17 protein-coding genes are annotated in these 18,365 nt (G+C 68.7%); 7 read left to right on the top strand and 10 right to left on the bottom strand.

Going from position 1 to position 18,365, the window contains the following annotated elements; genetic code table 11:
- The first annotated feature begins 236 nt into the window (after positions 1–236).
- On the top strand, positions 237–1,550 hold the full coding sequence (locus ACWEQQ_RS31735; protein ID WP_452350833.1) for a glycosyltransferase 87 family protein: 1,314 nt from the start codon (positions 237–239) through the stop codon (positions 1,548–1,550).
- Here ACWEQQ_RS31735 and ACWEQQ_RS31740 read toward each other — a convergent pair.
- Positions 1,498–2,232, bottom strand: a complete 735-nt coding sequence (locus ACWEQQ_RS31740; protein WP_452350834.1) for a glutamine amidotransferase — start codon at positions 2,230–2,232, stop codon at positions 1,498–1,500. The genes ACWEQQ_RS31735 and ACWEQQ_RS31740 overlap by 53 nt on opposite strands.
- A gap of 86 nt (positions 2,233–2,318) precedes the next feature.
- Here ACWEQQ_RS31740 and ACWEQQ_RS31745 point away from each other — a divergent pair, with 86 nt between their 5' ends.
- The gene (locus tag ACWEQQ_RS31745; RefSeq protein ID WP_452350835.1) at positions 2,319–2,993 is read left to right on the top strand and encodes a class I SAM-dependent methyltransferase; all 675 of its coding nucleotides are present in this window, start codon (positions 2,319–2,321) and stop codon (positions 2,991–2,993) included.
- 96 nt (positions 2,994–3,089) lie between these two features.
- Here the strand turns inward: ACWEQQ_RS31745 and ACWEQQ_RS31750 are convergent, their stop codons facing one another.
- From ACWEQQ_RS31750 to ACWEQQ_RS31775, 6 genes are all read right to left on the bottom strand, one after another.
- Complete coding sequence (locus ACWEQQ_RS31750; RefSeq protein ID WP_452343611.1) at positions 3,090–4,682, bottom strand: MFS transporter; 1,593 nt, start codon at positions 4,680–4,682, stop codon at positions 3,090–3,092.
- A 154-nt stretch (positions 4,683–4,836) separates the two neighbouring features.
- Positions 4,837–6,000 carry a polyprenyl synthetase family protein gene (locus ACWEQQ_RS31755; RefSeq protein WP_452350836.1) on the bottom strand — a complete coding sequence of 388 codons (1,164 nt, stop codon included), beginning with the start codon at positions 5,998–6,000 and terminating at the stop codon, positions 4,837–4,839.
- A 150-nt stretch (positions 6,001–6,150) separates the two neighbouring features.
- The gene (locus tag ACWEQQ_RS31760; protein WP_452350837.1) at positions 6,151–7,131 is read right to left on the bottom strand and encodes a terpene synthase family protein; all 981 of its coding nucleotides are present in this window, start codon (positions 7,129–7,131) and stop codon (positions 6,151–6,153) included.
- 118 nt (positions 7,132–7,249) lie between these two features.
- Complete coding sequence (locus ACWEQQ_RS31765) at positions 7,250–8,026, bottom strand: ABC transporter permease (RefSeq protein ID WP_357005905.1); 777 nt, start codon at positions 8,024–8,026, stop codon at positions 7,250–7,252.
- Positions 8,023–8,673 carry an ABC transporter ATP-binding protein gene (locus tag ACWEQQ_RS31770; RefSeq protein ID WP_452350838.1) on the bottom strand — a complete coding sequence of 217 codons (651 nt, stop codon included), beginning with the start codon at positions 8,671–8,673 and terminating at the stop codon, positions 8,023–8,025. Before ACWEQQ_RS31770 ends, ACWEQQ_RS31765 begins: the two co-directional genes overlap by 4 nt.
- A 47-nt stretch (positions 8,674–8,720) precedes the next feature.
- Positions 8,721–9,287, bottom strand: a complete 567-nt coding sequence (locus tag ACWEQQ_RS31775) for a TetR/AcrR family transcriptional regulator (RefSeq protein ID WP_452350839.1) — start codon at positions 9,285–9,287, stop codon at positions 8,721–8,723.
- 73 nt (positions 9,288–9,360) lie between these two features.
- Between ACWEQQ_RS31775 and ACWEQQ_RS31780 the strand changes: the two genes are divergently transcribed.
- Together ACWEQQ_RS31780 and ACWEQQ_RS31785 are read left to right on the top strand one after the other, a co-directional pair.
- A complete protein-coding gene (locus tag ACWEQQ_RS31780) occupies positions 9,361–10,581 on the top strand; it encodes an FAD-dependent monooxygenase (protein WP_452350840.1) in 1,221 nt (406 codons plus the stop codon).
- A 131-nt stretch (positions 10,582–10,712) separates the two neighbouring features.
- Positions 10,713–11,159 carry a nuclear transport factor 2 family protein gene (locus tag ACWEQQ_RS31785; RefSeq protein ID WP_452344858.1) on the top strand — a complete coding sequence of 149 codons (447 nt, stop codon included), beginning with the start codon at positions 10,713–10,715 and terminating at the stop codon, positions 11,157–11,159.
- 12 nt (positions 11,160–11,171) lie between these two features.
- Here ACWEQQ_RS31785 and ACWEQQ_RS31790 read toward each other — a convergent pair whose 3' ends face one another.
- A complete protein-coding gene (locus ACWEQQ_RS31790) occupies positions 11,172–12,053 on the bottom strand; it encodes a TIGR03621 family F420-dependent LLM class oxidoreductase (RefSeq protein WP_452350841.1) in 882 nt (293 codons plus the stop codon).
- 181 nt (positions 12,054–12,234) lie between these two features.
- On the opposite strand from ACWEQQ_RS31790, the gene ACWEQQ_RS31795 reads away from it, so the two are divergent.
- From ACWEQQ_RS31795 to ACWEQQ_RS31805, 3 genes are all read left to right on the top strand, one after another.
- Positions 12,235–13,455 carry a transcriptional regulator gene (locus ACWEQQ_RS31795; RefSeq protein ID WP_452350842.1) on the top strand — a complete coding sequence of 407 codons (1,221 nt, stop codon included), beginning with the start codon at positions 12,235–12,237 and terminating at the stop codon, positions 13,453–13,455.
- 193 nt (positions 13,456–13,648) lie between these two features.
- Positions 13,649–15,166 carry an acetaldehyde dehydrogenase ExaC gene (gene exaC, locus ACWEQQ_RS31800; protein WP_354832664.1) on the top strand — a complete coding sequence of 506 codons (1,518 nt, stop codon included), beginning with the start codon at positions 13,649–13,651 and terminating at the stop codon, positions 15,164–15,166.
- Between the two features lie 77 nt (positions 15,167–15,243).
- Positions 15,244–15,651, top strand: coding sequence for a DUF779 domain-containing protein (locus tag ACWEQQ_RS31805; protein ID WP_354832666.1), 408 nt, complete (start codon positions 15,244–15,246; stop codon positions 15,649–15,651).
- Between the two features lie 86 nt (positions 15,652–15,737).
- On the opposite strand, the gene ACWEQQ_RS31810 is transcribed toward ACWEQQ_RS31805, so the two are convergent.
- The gene (locus ACWEQQ_RS31810) at positions 15,738–16,553 is read right to left on the bottom strand and encodes a class I SAM-dependent methyltransferase (protein WP_452344861.1); all 816 of its coding nucleotides are present in this window, start codon (positions 16,551–16,553) and stop codon (positions 15,738–15,740) included.
- 60 nt (positions 16,554–16,613) lie between these two features.
- Positions 16,614–18,167 carry a succinic semialdehyde dehydrogenase gene (locus ACWEQQ_RS31815; protein ID WP_452350843.1) on the bottom strand — a complete coding sequence of 518 codons (1,554 nt, stop codon included), beginning with the start codon at positions 18,165–18,167 and terminating at the stop codon, positions 16,614–16,616.
- Positions 18,168–18,365: the final 198 nt, after the last annotated feature.

Consider the following 18,365-nt stretch of genomic DNA (forward strand, 5'->3'; position numbering starts at 1 on the left):
GCGCGTCGGAGACGATGGCCCGCGACGCCATCGAGCGGTTGGCCAGGGTGTGATCGGTGCGCCTCGGCCAAGGTCAGCCGCCGATCGGCACGGCCCATAGCCGTGCACCGACCGGTTGTAACCGGCAATTTCGACACTCCCGGACGGTCAACACGCGCCGGGGCCGGCTGGCGATCGGGTGGGCCCGTCACTACGGTGGGGCGGGCAATCGGAAGCCCGGAAGCGGGGGTGTGTGGATGCCGTTGTCGACGGCCGAACAGGTGATGGCCACGAATCAGGGTGCGCCGCAGCGGCGCTCGATTCCGCTGGTCGTGGTGTGGCTGGTAGCGGTGCTGGGTGGACTGGCCGGGTGGTACTACCTCGGTCAGGTGCTGGCCGCGCCGCGAGCGATGTTGCACCTGGTCGATCTCGGCGTGTATCAGATCGCGGCAGACCGTGTGGTGCACGATGTTTCGGTGTACGACACCCCGTTGCGGGGGCACACGCGCGGGGTGTGGGAGTTCGTGTACACCCCGTTCGCGGCGCTGATGTTCGTGCCGCTGGCGTGGTTGCACGGGTCGGTCTTCACCTGGACCGGGGGACTCGCGAATTTCGCGATGCTCACCGGATCCGTTTGGGCGGCACTGTCGGTGCTCGGTTATCGGCGCGACCGCCGCATGCTGATCCTGGGCCCTGCCGCTGCCGCGCTGCTGCTGTGGTGTGAGCCGATCCGGGAGACCGAGGCGTTCGGGCAGGTCAATATCCTGCTGCTGCTCCTGGTGCTGGCCGATATGGCGCTGCCGGATTCCTCCCGCTGCAAAGGCGTGCTGACCGGTATCGCGGCCGGTATCAAGCTGACCCCGGCGTTCTTCATCGTCTACCTACTGGTGACTCGTCGATTCCGGGCGGCCGCCACCGCCACCGGCGCGCTGGTCGCCACCATGGTGATCGGCCTGGCCGTGCTGCCGAAGGATTCGCTGACGTTCTGGAGCGGCGCCTTCGCCGACCCGGCCCGGGTCGGTGTCCCCGAGAACCCGCAGAACGAATCCCTGCGGGGCATGCTCGCGCGTACCCTGGGCGCGGCCGGCGGCATCCAATTGCTGTGGGCCGCAGCCGCTCTCGCCATCGCGGTGGTCTGCCTGATCCTGGCCCGCCGGCTCTCGGTCACCGGCCGTGAACTTCCCGCCGTGGTCCTGTGTGGCCTGACCAGCACGGTCGTCTCGCCTTACAGCTGGATCCACCACTGGATCTGGCTGGCTCCTCTGCTCATCTACCTGGCCGACCTCGCCCTGCGCCACCGCTCCCTGCCGACCGTGGCGGGCCTGCTCGCCGTCTTCCTCGTCTGCTCGGGCGGTGTTTTCGAGCTGCTGGACCTGCACTACGGCAGCGTTTTCGACCTCCCGAGCCGCGGCCCCTTCGCCGTCCTGGACCACAACGCCTACCTCTGGCTCACGCTCGCCCTCTTCGCCGCCACCGCCGTGCTGACACGGCGTGGTTCCGCGCCGGTTCGCCCCGTCCTTATACCCGGTACCGGGCGACGAAGCGCCGCAGGATCTCCTGTGGCACCGTGATGTGCTCGCGGTGCCCGAGTTCGGTCAGGGAGTCGGCCTCGCTCGGGTCGAAATAGCCTTCGTGCCGATAGATTTCGATGCGCAGCGCCAGGCCCCGGCCGTCGAGTTCGGGGTGGAACTGGGTGGCGTAGACGTTCTCGCCGACTCGCACCGCCTGTACCGGGCAGACGGCCGAACTCGCGAGTAGCACCGCACCCGGCGGAACATCCTGGCAGGACTCCTTGTGTCCGACGAAGGCCCGGAACCTGTCCGGAAGTTCGTGCAGCAGTGGGTCTTTCGCCGCGTTCTCGGTGAGTTCGATGGTGGTCGCGCCGGGGGTCTCGCCGTAGCGCTCGGTGCCGACGGGCCCGCCGAGCACATCGGCGAGGATGCTCAATCCGTAGCACGCACCCAGGTACGGGATGTCGCGGCGCACGATCTCGATGAGCAGCTTCTTCAGCTCGGGTTCGAAGACCCGCTGATAGTCGTACTTCTTGGCCTCGGGGTAGCTCAGGTTGCTCGGCCCGCCGCCGACGATCACCGCCCAGTGGTCCTCGAGCTCGAGATCGGGCATCCCGCGATTCATCTCGACCCGCACCACGTCCGCGGCGGCGAGCCCGCCCGCGTCGAGGATCGCTTCGTACTCCTGGTCTGAGGCCGCTTGCTCGGGTCGCAGCTGCAGCAGCAGGCAAGACTTGGGCATGTCCACATTGTGGGCGGTCGGTCCGCTCTAGTTGGGAGCTATGCGGGGATTGACCTCGAGTGCGCTCGAGGTTGCAGGGTGGAACCATGACTCGACCGGTAGAAATCTGGAACACCGTCTACGACGAGGACACCGCGCCCTGGGTGATCGGCGAACCGCAACCCGCCATCGTGGCATTGGAACGCGCCGGTGAGATCCGCGGCCGCGTCCTGGAGCCGGGCTGCGGTGCGGGCGAGCACACCATCCTGCTCACTCGCCTCGGCTACGACGTCCTGGGCGTCGACTTCTCCCCCAGCGCAATCGAATACGCCCGCGCGAATGCCGCCGCCCAGGGCGTCCCGGCCGTCCGCTTCGAGGTCGCCGATGCCCTGGCCCTCGGCGGCAAGGCCGACTTCGCGGGTGATCCTCCGGGTTCGGCGCCCGCCTTCGACACTGTGGTCGACAGCGCCCTGTTCCACGTCTTCGGCACCGAACCCGAAGCCCGCGCCGCCTACGTCCGCAGCCTGCACGCCGTCTGCAAGCCCGGCGGCGTGGTCCACCTCCTGGCGCTCTCCGACGCCGAACCCGGCTTCGGTCCCCGCATCAGCGACGCCGTGATCCGGGAATCCTTCGGCGCGGGCTGGGAACTGGAGAGCCTGGAACCGACCCGCTACCGCGGCCGGGTCACCGCCACCGTCGCCGATCAGGCGGTGGGCCTCGAGGTGTCCCCTGCGGGCCTGGTGGATGTTGCGGCTTGGCTGGCACGCATCCGGAGGCTCTGATACAGTCCGCCTACCTCATCAATAATTCTTCCGAAAAAACAAAGTACGTGTAACCCGGGGTTACACGTACTTTGTTTTTCAGTCCAGCCGTTGCCTTCAGCCCCGATGTACCCGGTCGCTCACCAGCGCCCGCAGCGCTGGATCCTCCTCGCCCACGTGCAGTGACCGAATCCGTTGCACCGCAAGCGCATCCGTCCCGGTGACACGCTGGCTCAGGCGCTCGTGCTCCACCCACGACGGGCTCATGAAGGTCTCGACGTGACGGTCCGGGTCGACCGGATCGGAGTACATCGCCCAGTGCATGGCCCCGTCACGGCGGCGGGAACGCCGCAGGTCCGGAATGGCGGCGTGGAAGTCGGCCAGGTGCTCGGCGGGGATGCGGTACTCGACGGTGAGCATGATCGGGCCGTCATCGGGGGCCAGCGACAGCGGCACGTACGGTTCCAGCACGTGCGCGGCCTGGACATCGATCTGCTCGGCGGCCGCGAGCCGGAACCACAGGCCCAGCACCGTCTGCGCCGCGAGCGCCACCCCGGCCGCGGTGAGTGCCGTGGGCAGTCCCGCGGTGCCGGCCACCGCACCCCAGCCGGCCGCGCTCACCGCGAAGCCGAGCTGGAACACCAGCTGGAACACCGCCAGTCCGCGACCGCGAATCCAGCTGGGCAGCACCGATTGTGCCGCGATATTGAGCGTCGACATCACACCCATGCCCGCCATGCCGGCGAGGAACAGCACCGGCAGCGCGGGCGGAAAGGCGGTGAGCTGCGCGACCGTCAGCAGGCAGGCGGCGTAGAGCAGACTGCAGGCCAGCGCGATCCGATCGGGGGAATAGCGGTGCCGGATGCGCGGCAGCACCAGTGCGCCGCACACGCCACCGACCCCGAGTACACCGAGCAGCAGACCGTAGGTGGTCGCCGTCTGATGCAGACGCACGCGGGTCACCACGGCCAGCAGGGACGGCAGGGCGCCGTAGCAGAGCACGAAGGCGGCGGCGCGAACCAGCACCGCGCGCAGTTCGGGCGCATTGGCCACGTAGCGCAGGCCGGTGCGGATGGCGGTGGTGAGATGCTCGGGCGGCAGCGCCGTCGCGGTGGGCCGGCGGCGCCAGACATACACCACCGCAAGCACTCCCAGGAACGACGCGGCATTGAGCAGGAAGACGCCGCCGGAGCCGACCGCGGCCACCAGCACGCCGCCGATGGCCGGCCCGATCGCCTGCGAGGCCGTCATCGCCACCGAGTTGAGGCTGATCGCGGCGGGCAACTGTGCGGCGGGCACCAGCTCGGGGGTGATCGAGCTGAAGGCCGGCATGCCGAGGGTCGCGCCGGTGCCCAGCAGCAGCGTCGCGGTCAGCAGCAGGGCCGGATTCACGCTGTGCGACAGCGTGAGTGCGCCGAGCAGCGCCGCCACCACCAGCTGCCACGCCTGGGTGAACAGGATCAGGCGGCGGCGGTCGAGGATGTCGGCGAGCGCGCCCGCGGGCAGGGCCAGCACGAAACTGGGCAGGGCATTGGCGGTGGACAGCAATGCCACCAGCGCGGCCGATCCGGTCAGCGTGGTCATCAGCCAGGAGGCGCTCACCAGGTGCATCCAGGATCCGACATTGGAGGCGATCGAGGCGATCCACAGGGCGCGAAAAGTATTGATGCGCAGGGGTGTCCACGGTGAGGTCGCCGAGGGTGTGCTCATCCGTCAGAGGGTACGGATCAGTCCTGGCATCGGCGCATCCGTTCGCGACGGGCCGAACGGGCGGGGCCGGAACCCGGCCGCCGCTCCGATGGTTGGGGACCTCCGACAGCACCGCCGGCGCCCCCGGTGACATCGGGTTGACGCTCCCGGCGGCCTAGTGATCGCGGTGTGCCATCAGCTGGGCCAGGGCGGTGAGGTCGTCGGAGGCGAGATCGCCGGGCAGGGCCGCGAACGCGGCGTCCAGGGCGGCGGCCGCGCGGCGCAGGGTGCGCTCGCGGCCGCCCGCCTGCTCGATCAGGTCCGCCGCCCGGGCCGCGCGGGCCGCGGTCATAGGGTGGCGGGCGTGGTAGAGGCGGGCCAGCTCGCGGCCGGCCGCGGTATCCGATTCCAGGGCGCACACCACCGGGAAGGACTGTTTGCGGTGAATCAGGTCGCTGTGCGCCGGTTTTCCGGTGATCTCCGGATCGCCCCAGATGTCGATGAAGTCGTCGACGAGCTGGAACCCGAGCCCGATCTCGATGCCGAAGGTGTGCATGGCCGACACCACGCGGTGGTCGGCCCCGGCGCACAGCGCGCCCAGCGCGCAGGCGCAGCCGAGTAGCGCGCCGGTCTTCCCGGCGGCCATGGCCAGGTACTCGTCCACGCTGACGGTGGGCCGGGTTTCGAAGGCGCAGTCCGCGTACTGGCCCCGGCACAGCGTGACAGTGGCATCGGCCAGCCGGATGACCGCCTCGGAGGTGACGGTCTCGGGTGCGCCGTCACACAGCACGCCGAGCGCGACCGCCTGCAACGCGTCGCCGAGCAGCGTCGCATTGGTCTCGCCCCAGACGCGCCAGACCGTCGGCCGGCCGTGCCGGAACGGATCGGTGTCCATGACGTCGTCGTGGACGAGCGAGAAGTTGTGCAGCAGTTCGACGGCCGCGGCGGCGTGCACCGACTCCTCGACCGCGCCGCCGCAGGCCGCGGCCGCCGCGAAGGTGAGGGCCGGGCGCAGCGCCTTGCCCTGCGCGCCGGCGACCGTCTGCCCCTCGGGATCACACCACCCGAAGTGATACCCGGCCATCACATCCAGGGGTTCGGACAGCGCGCCGACCGCCGAGCGCAGCACCGGATCGATGGCGACCCGGGCCTCGGACAGGCGTCTGCGGGCTCTCCGCTCGGTGTCGACGTCGAGCGGGCGGGATAGGGATTCGAGTGTGCGGGCGCAGGTTTCGTCACGGTCGGCGAGGGCGGCCGCGGCCGGACGGGACAGGCCCCACCGGCGCTTGCCGTCGGTGTGCTGTCCTGCGGTGAATCGGATCGGTTTCGACGCTCGCATAATCGGCCCCGCTCGCTCGGACACGATTGCCGCAGCCACCCGATGGCGGCTGGGCAGCCATGCTCAGAAGAAGCTCATGGTCCCATCACAGTCTGAAACCTGAGGGTTGCCTGCGGATTTCGTTTCGGCAACGCCGGAAGGTTTCCTGCTTCAGGTCAGTGGCAGGCCGTGCTCGAGCGCCTCCGCGGGTGCGCTCGTGTAGCGGGCCGCCTGATAGTGGTAGTCGTGGTTGGCGCGCACATAGACGGTGTAATTCTGAGCGGTGACCAGGGCGTCCGCCCGCTCGCGGCCGGTGAGGCCGGCATCGTCGAGCTCGGTCGGCAGGCGTTGCACCGCCTCGATCATGTGCTCGACGCATTCGGAGAGCATGCCGTTGACCAGTTGCCGGGCCTGAGCTCTGTTGTGCCCGTGATGATACTGCGCGAGCAGTACCGAGTTGTAGAGGTAGCCGGAGGCCTCGTCCGAGGCAACCGACAGCACATCGTTGAACAGGCCCATGTGTTCGACGGCCGCCATCCGGAGGCTGCGCATGGCGGGCAGGTGGCGGACGGCGGCGGACAGGTCCACGCCCTCGGCGCGTTCGCTGATATCGAGAAACACGAACAGTGCCACGCCGTCTCGCCGATGTGCGCGGTAGGTCTCGAGGTCGGGCAGATTGCCCGATAGCCGGCCGACGCTCTCGGTGTAGTAGGTCCACAGCCAGTCGTGGATCTCCCGGCGCACGCTCCGCCGCCAGGCTGCCGACCGGCCGTGGCATAGCCGCGGCCACAGCTCGGCCAAGGCGACGGCCAGCACGCCGGAAGGTGTTGTCGTACCGTCCAGTACGGCCTCGATGGCGGTAATGGCCTCCAGGCACCGGCGTGGATCGGGAATTTCGATGTCGAACTGATCGTCTACGATGAAAGCCCATGCGGTGTACTGACTCAGCAGCGTGAGCTCGTCGGCGTCCGCACTCGGACACCAGAGGGCATACATGCGCGCCGGGCGGGTGCGTTCCATGCGCCGCCGGGTGGGCTCGGTGGGAACCAGCCCGTAGGCCTCCAGCCAGGACCACATCCCCGCTTCGGCTTCCGGCTCCGCCGGATTGACCCCCGCGGCGTCGAACGGCATGAAGAACTCGATCGCTTCCATACGAAACTACCTATCCCCCAAGCGTTTTACCGGCGGCACCGTAACGATAACGGCATTTCGGACGTTTGAGCTCGCATTTGAAATCTCACTCATTAGGATTTTGCGGGCTTGACGGTCGTCAGTCGGGCAGCCGGACCAGGCGCTGTGCACCGTCGAAGAGGGTCCGCTCGGCCACCCGCGTGGCCGCCAGCGCGGCCAGGGTCGTGGCTGCGAGCAGCATGTACATCACGACGATCTGATAGCGGATGGCCGTCAGCGGATCCACGCCCGCCAGAATCAAACCCGTCATCGCGCCCGGCAGACTGATCAGACCGACCACCTTGGTCGAGTCGATGGCCGGGATCAGCGCGGTGCGCAGCGCCGAACGCTGATTCGGCAGGAACGACTGGTACGCCGAAAGACCCAGTGCCAGCCGCGCTTCCACGGCATCACGGGCCCGGCGCGCATCCTCGACCAGGCGGCGCAGAGCGATTCCCGTCGACTGCATCGCCGACGACACGATCATGCCGCCCACCGGTACCACCACCCGCGCCTGCGTGGAGATGATGCCGAGCGCGATCAGCGCGCCCAGAGTGATGGACGCGCCGAACGCCACGCCGATGGTCGCCGAGCGCGTCGCATGCGGCAGCCCCGCCCCGCGTCGCCCGGCCACCTGCCCGGCGATGACGATCATCAGGACCACCCAGCCCAGCGCGCCCGGCAATCCGGTGTGGCGGAACAGGATCAGCAGAATCGCGCCCACCGCGACGAGCTGCACCCCGGCCCGGGCCGCCGCGATCAGCAGTTCGCGGGTCAGATGCAGCTGCTGCCGGTAGGCGATGGCCGCCGCCAGCGCGACCAGGACCAGCGACGCGCCGACGCCTGTCCAGTCGGGCACCGAAAGTCCCTGGGTCATGGCTGATTCCCCGCTTCCGCACCGCGCGTGAGCCGCCCGGCGGCCAGCGTCCACACCTCGTCCGCCACCTCGGCCACGAATCCCGGATCATGGCTGACCAGCACCACGCTGCCGCCGGCCGCCACATGCGCCCGGATCAACGCACCGATCGCCACCGCCGACGCCCCGTCCAGCGCCGAGGTCGGCTCGTCGAGCAGCAGCACCCGCGGCTCCACCGCCAGCGCCCGCGCCAGGCAAACCCGTTGCGCCTCACCCCCGGACAGCTCGGCGCAGCGGCGCGCAGCGAACCCGTCGGGCAAGCCGACCGCCCCGAGCAATTCGCCCACCCGCTCGTAATCGACGGCCCGCCCCACGCGCACCTCCTCGGCGACCGTGTCGGTGAGCAGCACCGGACGCTGCGGCACCAACCCCACCTGCCGCCGTAGCGCCAGTACATCCAGGTCGGCCACCGGGATCCCGTCCAGTAGCACCCGGCCGCTGTCGGGCTCCCCGAACCGATTCAGTAGCCGCAGGAGGGTCGTCTTGCCCGCCCCGCTCGGTCCGACCACCGCCGTGCACCGCCCGGCCGCGAAGGTGGCATCGGCCTCGACGAGTACCGAGGTCGATCCGTGGCCGAGACTGACCCGGTCCAAGACAATGCTGGGCACCGCCTCACCCTGCCCCACTCCGGATCGGTGGTGCGGTGCGGGGTCGCCTACTCATCGGAAGCCGCCGGCAGCCCGGCGATCCGACGCAGCCCTTCGGCGAGTTCCGCTCCGGTGGGTGCGGTTTCGGGGTCGATGAGCGCCTGCGCCGCGAGCCCCACCAGCAGCGCCTGATAGAACGCGCCGACAGCCCGGCCGGTGTCGCCCGCGCCGCTGTCGCCGAAGAGCCGGGCCAGCCCCGACCTCGACTCGTCGGTCTGCTCGGCCAGCTGGGCCCGGGTCTCGGGATGAGAGAGCGCATCGAAGGTCGCTCCCCACAGCCCACGGTGCTCGGTGATGGACTCGCGGACCGCGTCCCAGCGAGAGGCGAAGTGCCGCAGCGGATCCGGGCCCGGGTCGGCCGCCTCGCCCAGCGTGCTCGCGAGTTCGTCGCCCCACTCCCGGGTGGCCTCGACGAGGGCGGCGGTGAGCAGCGACTCCTTGGTCCCGAAGTGGTAGCCGATGGCGGCCATGCTCACCCCTGAGGCGGCGGCGATATCGCGCACGGTGGTGCGGGCATAGCCCTTGTCGAACAGGCACTGCCGCGCGCCGGCAAGCAGATCCTCACGATTTCCCATGCCGGCCAGACTAGCGCATGTGCATGAGACGAATGTCTTGCGCAAATGCCCAAATCGGTTCTATGGTCGAGACATGCAGCAGACGAGCACCAAGAACGTCCTCATCTCCGGCGCGAGCATCGCGGGGCCCGCCCTCGCGTTCTGGCTGCAGCGCTACGGATTCACACCCACGATCGTCGAGAAATCCCCCACGCCGAGGCCGGGCGGGCAGGCCATCGACGTCCTCGGCACCGCCACCGAGGTGATCCGGCGGATGGGCCTGCTCGAGCAGGTCCACGCCCGCAGCACCGGCAAGCGCGGCACCTCCTATGTCGACGCCGCCGGAAAGGCCCGCGCCAGTATTTCCGCCGAAATCTTCAATGGCGTCGGGGCCAACGGCGACACCGAGATTCAGCGCGGCGACCTGGCCGAAGTGCTGTACGAGGCGACCCGGGACAGCGTGGAATACCTGTTCGGTGACTCCATCGCGGCGATGCGCGAGGACGAGGACGGCGTCCACGTCACCTTCGAGCACGCCGCGCCGCGTACCTTCGACCTGGTCATCGGCGCGGACGGCGTCCATTCCCACACGCGCACGCTGGCTTTCGGCCCGGAGTCCGGCTTCCTGCACCACATGGGCTACTACATCGCGATCTACACGACCCCGAACCTGCTGGACCTCGACCACTGGGAACTGGACTACAACACTCCCGGCAAGATCGCGGGCAGCTACAGCGCCCGCCACAACACCGAGGCCAAAGCCATCTTCGCCTGGGCCTCCAAGCCTCTCGACTACGACTACCGCGACACCGCGACCCAGCGCCGCATCCTCGCCGAAATCTTCGCGGGCCAGGGCTGGGAGGTGCCGCGTCTGCTCGCCGAACTGCCCGACGCCGCGGACTTCTACTTCGACGCCATGGCACAGATCCGCATGGACACCTGGTCGACCGGCCGCATCGCCCTGGTCGGCGACGCCGGCTACTGCGCCTCGCCGCTCTCGGGACAGGGCGCCAATCTCTCCCTCGTCGGCGCGTATGTGCTGGCCGGGGAATTGGCCGCCGCCGCAGGCGATCACCGCGTGGCCTTCGCCGCCTACGAGCGCGAGATGCGACCCATGGTCGACGCCTGCCAGCGCTTCGCCGCGGGCGTCGGCGGCTGGTACGCCCCGAACTCCAAGGCCATGATCGCCTTCCGCAACCTGAACGTCCGCCTGCTCCCCTACCTGCCCTGGCGCGGCCTCATCGGCGGCGCGCCGCAAAAGGTGGCCCGGACCATCGCGGCCAAGGACTACCGGATCGGCGAAAAAGCGGTCTGACCTGATGACGGACCGGTCCGAGCGAGATCTATTGCATCCCCGTATCTTTCGGAAACGGCAAGATCAAGGCCCACCTCGCCGTACGCTGGCCCACCGTCCCTGAACAGTTATCGGCACCACTCGGAGGCACCATGCTGTCCCTGCAGGAGATTTCGGACCGCCTGGAAATAGAGGACCTCATGGTCCGCTATTCCCACGCCGTGGACACCCACCAATGGGAACTGCTGGACGAGATCTTCACCCCCGACGCGCACATCGACTACACCGCCATGGGCGGCCCGGCCGGTGACGTGGAATCGACCAAGAAGTTCCTCGCCACCGTCATGCCGAATTTCTCCGCCTTCCAGCACCTGATCAGTAACTCCTCCATCCGCGTGGAGGGCGATAACGCCACCGCCCGCACCATGTGCCACAACCCCATGCTGGTCACCGCCGCCGACGGCACGCGGCAGCTCATGCTGTGCGGGCTCTGGTATCACGACACCTTCGTGCGCATGGACGGCGAATGGCGCATCAAGCAGCGGGTGGAGGAGAAGAGCTACATGTTCATTGCCCCCGACGCGGTCCCGGGCACCTGAGTCCTGCGGGGATCACTCCCCCGTCAGCAGCTCGATGAGCGGCGCGAACCGGTCCATGTTGTGCTCGAGCACGGTGATGTAGTTGAACCCGAAACGTTCCCGGCGTTCGCGCAGGACCTCGGCCATCTGCGCGGCGGTGCCGACCAGCAGCACGGGCAGGTCCTCGGGCGCGCCGGTGTAGCCGAAGGGCAGGTGCTCGGTGAGGTAGGCGACCGCGGCCTCGCGGTCGGCCGGTGCGGCGATGCCCTGCACGAGTAGGTTGAATTCGACGGCTCCGGCCCGGTTTCCGAGCAGCCCGCGCACATAGTCCGTCTTCTTCGCGGTCGAGTCGGCGTCCGCGAGCGTGAGCAGCCCGCTGTCGGCCGAGCTCGCGCCGGTGAAGGCGACGATGTCGGCGTGCTCGGCGGCCAGCCGCAGCGCCCGCTCACCCCAGCCGGCCACGAGCAGCGGCGGCCCGGACGGCTGCGCCGGACGCGGCTGATACTCCGGATCGGCGTAGAGGCGGCGCAGCGTCGTGACCGTCTCCGCGAGGTGGGCGACGCGGCGGCCCGCCGGCGGGAACGGCATTCCGGCGGCCTCGAATTCGGCCCGCACGTACCCGGCCCCCAACCCCAGCTCGAACCGCCCTCCGGTGAGCTGATCCAGCCCGGCCACGTCGCGGGCCAGCAGAACCGGGTTGTAGAAGGGCGTATTGAGTACGAAGGTGTTCAGCCGCGGCCGTTCGGTGACATCCGCGGCCAGCATGAGCGCCGGGAACGGCGCGGGCAGCCCGAGATGGTCGGGCACGCCGATGACGTCGTAGCCGAGTCCCTCGGCGCGACGGCACTTCTCGATCCATTCCGGGCGGGATGCGGGGGCCAGCAGGTTCACGCCGAAGCGGAAAGGGAGGACCATGACTTCTTGTCTACCAGTGGAATCCGGAACCGTTCGAGGGCGCGGAACCGGGGCGGCGAAGGCTGCGCAGCCGCCCGGAACGAATTAGCGCACGGACTGCGGCGAATGCGGCCCGCGCGATGCGACCGCGCGCCATCATGGGATATCGCTCGGTCCGGTCGCACCGCGAGGAGTTTGCGCCATGACACAGCTGCCGGTTCCTTCGCACCAGCGTGCGGAGTTGGAGAAGGCATGGGTGCGGTGGACCACGGCCTCCTCGGGCCGCCCGCCCGGCACCGAGGTGGTGCTGCGCAACGAGGTGGCGGAGTCGTGGGAGCGGTCGCTGCGCACGGTGGATCCGACGCGTGCGGTGGCGCCCGGAACCGATCGGGACGAATTGGGTTCGCGCTGGGCCGAATCGCCGTTGCGCGCGCCCATCACCGAGATGGCCGGTGAGCTCCGGGCGCTGTCGGAGGATTCGGGCATGGTCGCGGTGGTCACCGACGACACGGGGACCGTGCTCTTCAGCTGTGGCGACCGCTCGGTCCGGCGGCGGGCGGAATCGGTCAATCTCGCGCCCGGCGGCTGCTGGGACGAGCCGTACATGGGCACCAGCGGTGTCGCGCTGTCGCTGCACAGCGGCCGCCCCACCTCGGTCTGGGCCGCCGAGCATCTGGTGGAGGCGCTGCACGGCTGGGTCTGTTACTGTGCGCCCATCCGCGCCGCCGACGGTCGTCAGCTCGGCGTGCTGGATTTGTCGACGTATTGGGATCGCTCACATCCGCTCATCCTCACAACGGTCCGAGCCCTGGTGGCAGCCATCGAAGCCCGAGTACATGCCGAACAGTCCCGCCCGGCCGGTGATACCCGGCTGGAGTCGCTGGGGGTGCCGCGCCTCTACAAGCAGGGCAAGCAGATGGCGATGCGGCCCCGGCAGCTGGAGATCCTGACCCTGCTCGCCCTGGAGCCCGAGGGCTTCACGCCGGAACGCTTGCACGAGGCCGTCTATGGCGACCGGTCGGTGTCCTCCAGCACCCTCAAGGCCGACGTCTCCCGACTGCGCGCCGCCACCGACGGCCGCATCGCCGACCGCCGGTACATGCTCACCGAACCCCTCGCCTGTGATGCGGTCGAACTGCTCGCCGCCCTCGAAGCGGGCGACCTCACCACCGCCGTCCGCCTGTATCGCGGTCCGCTGCTGCCTGATTCGGACGTTCCGGGCATCGCGCAGTGGCGCGAACACCTCGACGTCTGCCTGCGCACCGCCGTGCTCGCCGACCACAACCCCGAGCACGCCCTGCGTTTCGGCCAGCGCTGCCCGGACGACATCGAGATCCACGAGCACGTGCTGCATCTGCTCCCGCACGGCGACAGCCGCCGCGCCCTGGCGACCGCGCGCCTGCACACCGCCTTGCGCGCGTAATCGATGCCGCAGCGCGTGCGCAGGTGCACGCCGTGCCACGAATATGCCCACCTTGTCCGGAATGTCCATTGCCGCAGCCATATTCGACGGCAGTGACTCAGCAACGTTTCGCCAACCCGGCGCCAACCTCCCGCCAACCTTCGCGGTTCATAGTGGCCCCCGTCACCGCATATACGGGATCAGGAGCCGCGCCATGATCTACGCAAAACCCGGCACCGACGGGAGCATCGTCAGTTTCAACCGCCGCTATGACAACTTCATCGGCGGCGAGTGGAAAGCGCCGATCGAGGGCAGATACTTCGACAATCCCTCCCCGATCGACGGTGAAACCTTCTGCCAGGTGGCACGTTCGAGTGCCGCGGACATCGATATGGCCCTGGAGGCGGCGCACCGGGCGGCCGACGCCTGGGGTGCCACGTCGGTGACGGATCGTGCCAACATCCTCAACAGGATCGCCGACCGGATCGAAGCGAACCTGGAGCGGCTCGCCGTCGCCGAAACCTGGGAGAACGGCAAGCCGGTCCGCGAAACCCTCGCCGCCGACCTGCCTTTGACGGTCGACCACTTCCGCTACTTCGCCGGCGCGGTGCGCGCGCAGGAGGGCCATCTCTCCCAGATCGACGCCGACACCGTCGCCTATCACTTCCAGGAACCGCTGGGTGTGGTCGGGCAGATCATTCCGTGGAACTTCCCGATCCTCATGGCCGCCTGGAAACTGGCCCCCGCGCTCGCGGCCGGCAACTGCGTGGTCATCAAGCCCGCCGAGCAGACCCCGGCCTCGCTGCTGCTGGTCATCGAGCTCATCGCCGACCTGTTGCCGCCCGGAGTCGTCAACGTGGTCAACGGTTTCGGCGTCGAGGCGGGCAAGCCGCTGGCCTCCAGCCCGCGCGTCGCCAAGGTCGCCTTCACCGGCGAGACCACCACGGGCCGACTCATCATGCAGTATGCCAGCGAGAACATCATCCCGGTGACCCTGGAACTCGGCGGCAAGAGCCCCAATATCTTCTTCCCCGACGTCATGGCCGCCGACGACGCCTTCCTCGACAAGGCCGTCGAGGGCTTCGTGATGTTCGCGCTCAACCAGGGTGAGGTCTGCACCTGCCCGTCGCGGGCGCTGATCCACTCGTCGATCTACGACGAGTTCATGGCCCGCTGCCTCGAGCGCACCAAGGCCATCAAGGGCGGCAATCCGCTCGACGACACGACCATGATCGGCGCGCAGGCCAGTAACGACCAGTACGAAAAGATCCTGTCCTACATCGACATCGGCCGCAAAGAGGGCGCGACGGTCCTCACCGGCGGCGAGATGCGCAAGGTGGAGGGCTTCCCCAATGGGTACTACATCGAACCGACGATCTTCGAGGGCCGCAATGACATGCGGATCTTCCAGGAGGAAATCTTCGGTCCGGTGGTAGCGGTGGCCCGCTTCGACAACGAGGTCGAAGCGGTAACCATCGCCAATGACACGCTCTACGGCCTCGGCGCGGGCCTGTGGACCCGCGACGGCAGCACCGCCTACCGGGTGGGCCGCGCCGTCAAGGCCGGTCGGGTGTGGACCAACTGCTATCACGCCTATCCCGCGCACGCGGCCTTCGGCGGCTACAAGAAGTCCGGCATCGGCCGGGAAAACCACCGTATGATGCTCGACCACTATCAGCAGACCAAGAACCTGCTCGTGTCCTACTCCCCGAACAAGCTCGGATTCTTCTGAACCGCAAGCAATTCGGTTCATTCAGAACTTGTCGGTAATTCGGAGTCGGACAGGCCGGAAGGTCTGCGAGGAGCGTGATGAAAGCAGGTTCCGTATCCCGGGTGACCATCACCGAGGCCGCCGCACACGTGCTGCAGGACCTCATCGATCACCATGGTCCGGTGATGTTCCACCAGTCGGGCGGCTGCTGCGACGGCAGCTCCCCGATGTGTTACCCCCTGGGCGAATTCCGGGTGGGCGCGGCCGATGTGCTGCTCGGCCGCGTCTTCCCGGACACGGCGTTCTGGATCAGCGCCGACCAGTACGAGTACTGGCGCCACACCCATCTGACCGTCGACGTGGTCCCCGGCCGCGGCGGTGGTTTCTCCCTCGAGGCCCCCGAGGGAGTCCGATTCGTCATCCGGTCACGCCTGTTCACCGATGCCGAGACAGCGGCGTTGGAAGCGGCTCCCGCTCCGCTGCGCGGCAACGAGCTGGCCGGATGAAGGAAGGTGGCGCGGCCGGTTTCTCCGGGTCGGCCGCGCCATCGTAAACCTACGGAGCCTCCGGGCAGCTCCGAACCCGGAAGTCCTTATCGCGGAACGCGACCGGTGCCCAGCCACGCGGTCGTCGACAGCGGTGTGCCCGGCACGTAGTGCTCGCGCAGATAGTCGATCATGACCTTTTCCTGGGCTGCCCAGGTGGCCTTGTCGGTGCGCCGGCGGGTCGCCTGCAGTGGCGCGCTGCCCCGGGTCAGCCGGTCCCACATCTGCTCGGCGCTGTCGTAACTGAACGATTCCGCGTGCGGCCGCAGCACCACCTCGGTGAAACCGGCCGCGAGCAGCTCCTTCTCGAACAGGTTCGGATTCTCGAGGCTCTCCGGATTCGGCTGGGGCGCGGGGAATCCCGGAATTCCGGCCTGGAACGCCTCGAACAGCAATGTCATCAGCGGCGAGTCCGTGATCGGGGCCCAGCTCGACACCACCGCGATGCCGCCCGGTCGCAGCACCCGGTGCAGTTCGGCGAACCCGCTGGCCCGGTCCGGGAAGAACATGAGCCCGAACATCGAGAACGCGGCGTCGAAAGTGTTACTGGCGTAGCGCAAATCCTGCCCGTCGCCGACGCCGGTGAGCACATTGCCGACCCCGGTCTGCATGATGGCGCGCCGTAGCCGCCGGATCATGGCCTCGGAGAAGTCGACCGCGACCACCTCCGCGACCCGCGGCGCGGCCAGCAGCGCCAGCACGCCGGGCCCGGTGGCCACATCGATGACCCGGGACCGGCCGCTCAGTTCGGCCGATTCCAATGCGCGAATCGCGAACGGCCGCATCATGTCCGATACGACGTCGTCGTAACTCTCAGCGACCTGGTCCCACGCGCCCGGCGCGGCAAGCGGATTCTCCGGCATTCGACCACCCTTCCGACGGGTACAGTGTACGCACGCCGGACGGGTGGTCCAGCGGGAGGATCAGCGACCCGGCAGGAAGCGGATGCCGCGGGCGATGGCCATGAGGAACGGCTGCCACGTGTTCTGCGGGATGAAGGGCGGGGCGTCCAGGTTCAGGAACCGCGTGACCACGACGGACTGGGGTTCGGTGAACTTCAGCAGGCCGTCGGGTCCGTGGCGGCGGCCGACGCCGGAGATGCCCATGCCGCCCATCGGCGCACCGGTGGTGCCCCAGGCCGGGGCGTAGCCCTCGTCGACGTTCACCGTGCCCGCGTGCAATTGCGCCGCGATGTGCTCGCCCTCGGCCTTGCTGCCCGCCCACACGCTGGCATTCAGGCCGTACTCGGTGTCATTGGCGCGGGTGATGGCCTCCTGCACCGAGTCGACCGGGTAGATCGACACCAGCGGGCCGAAGGTCTCGTTGCGGCCGCACTCCATCGCGTCGGTGACGTCGGACAGGACGGTCGGTTCGAAGAACAGCGGGCCCAGGTCCGGGCGGGCATTGCCGCCGGCGAGCACCTTCGCCCCCTTCGACACCGCGTCGGCGACATGCTTGGTGACCGTCTCCAGCTGGGCCTCGGAGATGAGGCTGCCGATATCCTGCGAGAAGTCGTACGCGGCACCGAGTTTCGCCGCCCGCACCGCCGCGACGAACTTCGCGGTGAACTGGTCGGCGACCTCACGCTCGACATAGAGCCGCTCGATGGAGATGCACAGCTGGCCCGCATTGGAGAAGCAGGCGCGGACCGCGGCCTTGGCGGCCTTGTTCAGATCGGCGCCGCGGGTGACGATCATCGGGTTCTTGCCGCCGAGCTCGGCCGAGAAGCCGATGAGGCGGCGCCCGCAGTGCTCGGCCAGGGTGCGGCCGGTGGCGGAGGAACCGGTGAACATCAGGTAGTCGCAGTCCTCGACGATGGCCGTGCCGACCACCGTGCCGGGTCCCGGGACCACGGCGAACAGATCGCGCGGCAGCCCGGCGCGCGCGAACAGCTCGGCGTTGACCAGCGAGGAGTACGGGGTCTGACTGTCGGGCTTGACCACCACGGCATTACCGGCCAGCAGCGCCGGAATCGAGTCGCCCACCGACAGCAGCATCGGGTAGTTCCAAGGCGCGATCACCCCGACCACGCCCTTGGGCACCGCACGCACCGAGGCCCGGTTCAGCACCGGGAACGCGCCGGCCGCACCGTGCGGGGCGAGCAGCTGCGGAGCCACGCGGGAGAAGTAGCGGGCCGCGAACATCAGCCCGATGACCTCCTCCTGGGCCGCCCACCGCGCCTTGCCGGTCTCGGCCTGGATGATGTCCATCAGGTACTCGCGGTTCTCGACCACGAGCGCCCGGTACCGATCCAGCACCTCGGCCCGCTGCTTGGGCGTGCGCGCGGCCCATTCGGCCTGCGCGATACGCGCTTTGGCGATGGCGGCCGTGACATCGGCGGCGGTCCCGACCGGCACCGAGCCCAGGGTCTCGCCGGTGAACACCTCGGTGATCGCTCGGGTCGCATGGTCCTGGGTGGTATCCACGGCCGCGAACGAGCGCAACCGTTCGAACACCGCGGCAGCCGGCACCGACATCATTGCCTCCTACTTGCGAGTAACTTGCGGATACACACAATCTACTCCGCCACGTCCGCGCCCGGCCGGGACTGCGCGGTTCCGCCCGCTCGGATCGGGTTCGGCCGGAGGGCCAGCTGGGCCGAAATGTCGTGATTGCCTTGTTTCTGGCTGCTACCTGCGAAATCTGTAACCGTTCATGAACGCGGAACGAAGAAA

Source organism: Nocardia sp. NPDC004123 (assembly GCF_053603795.1).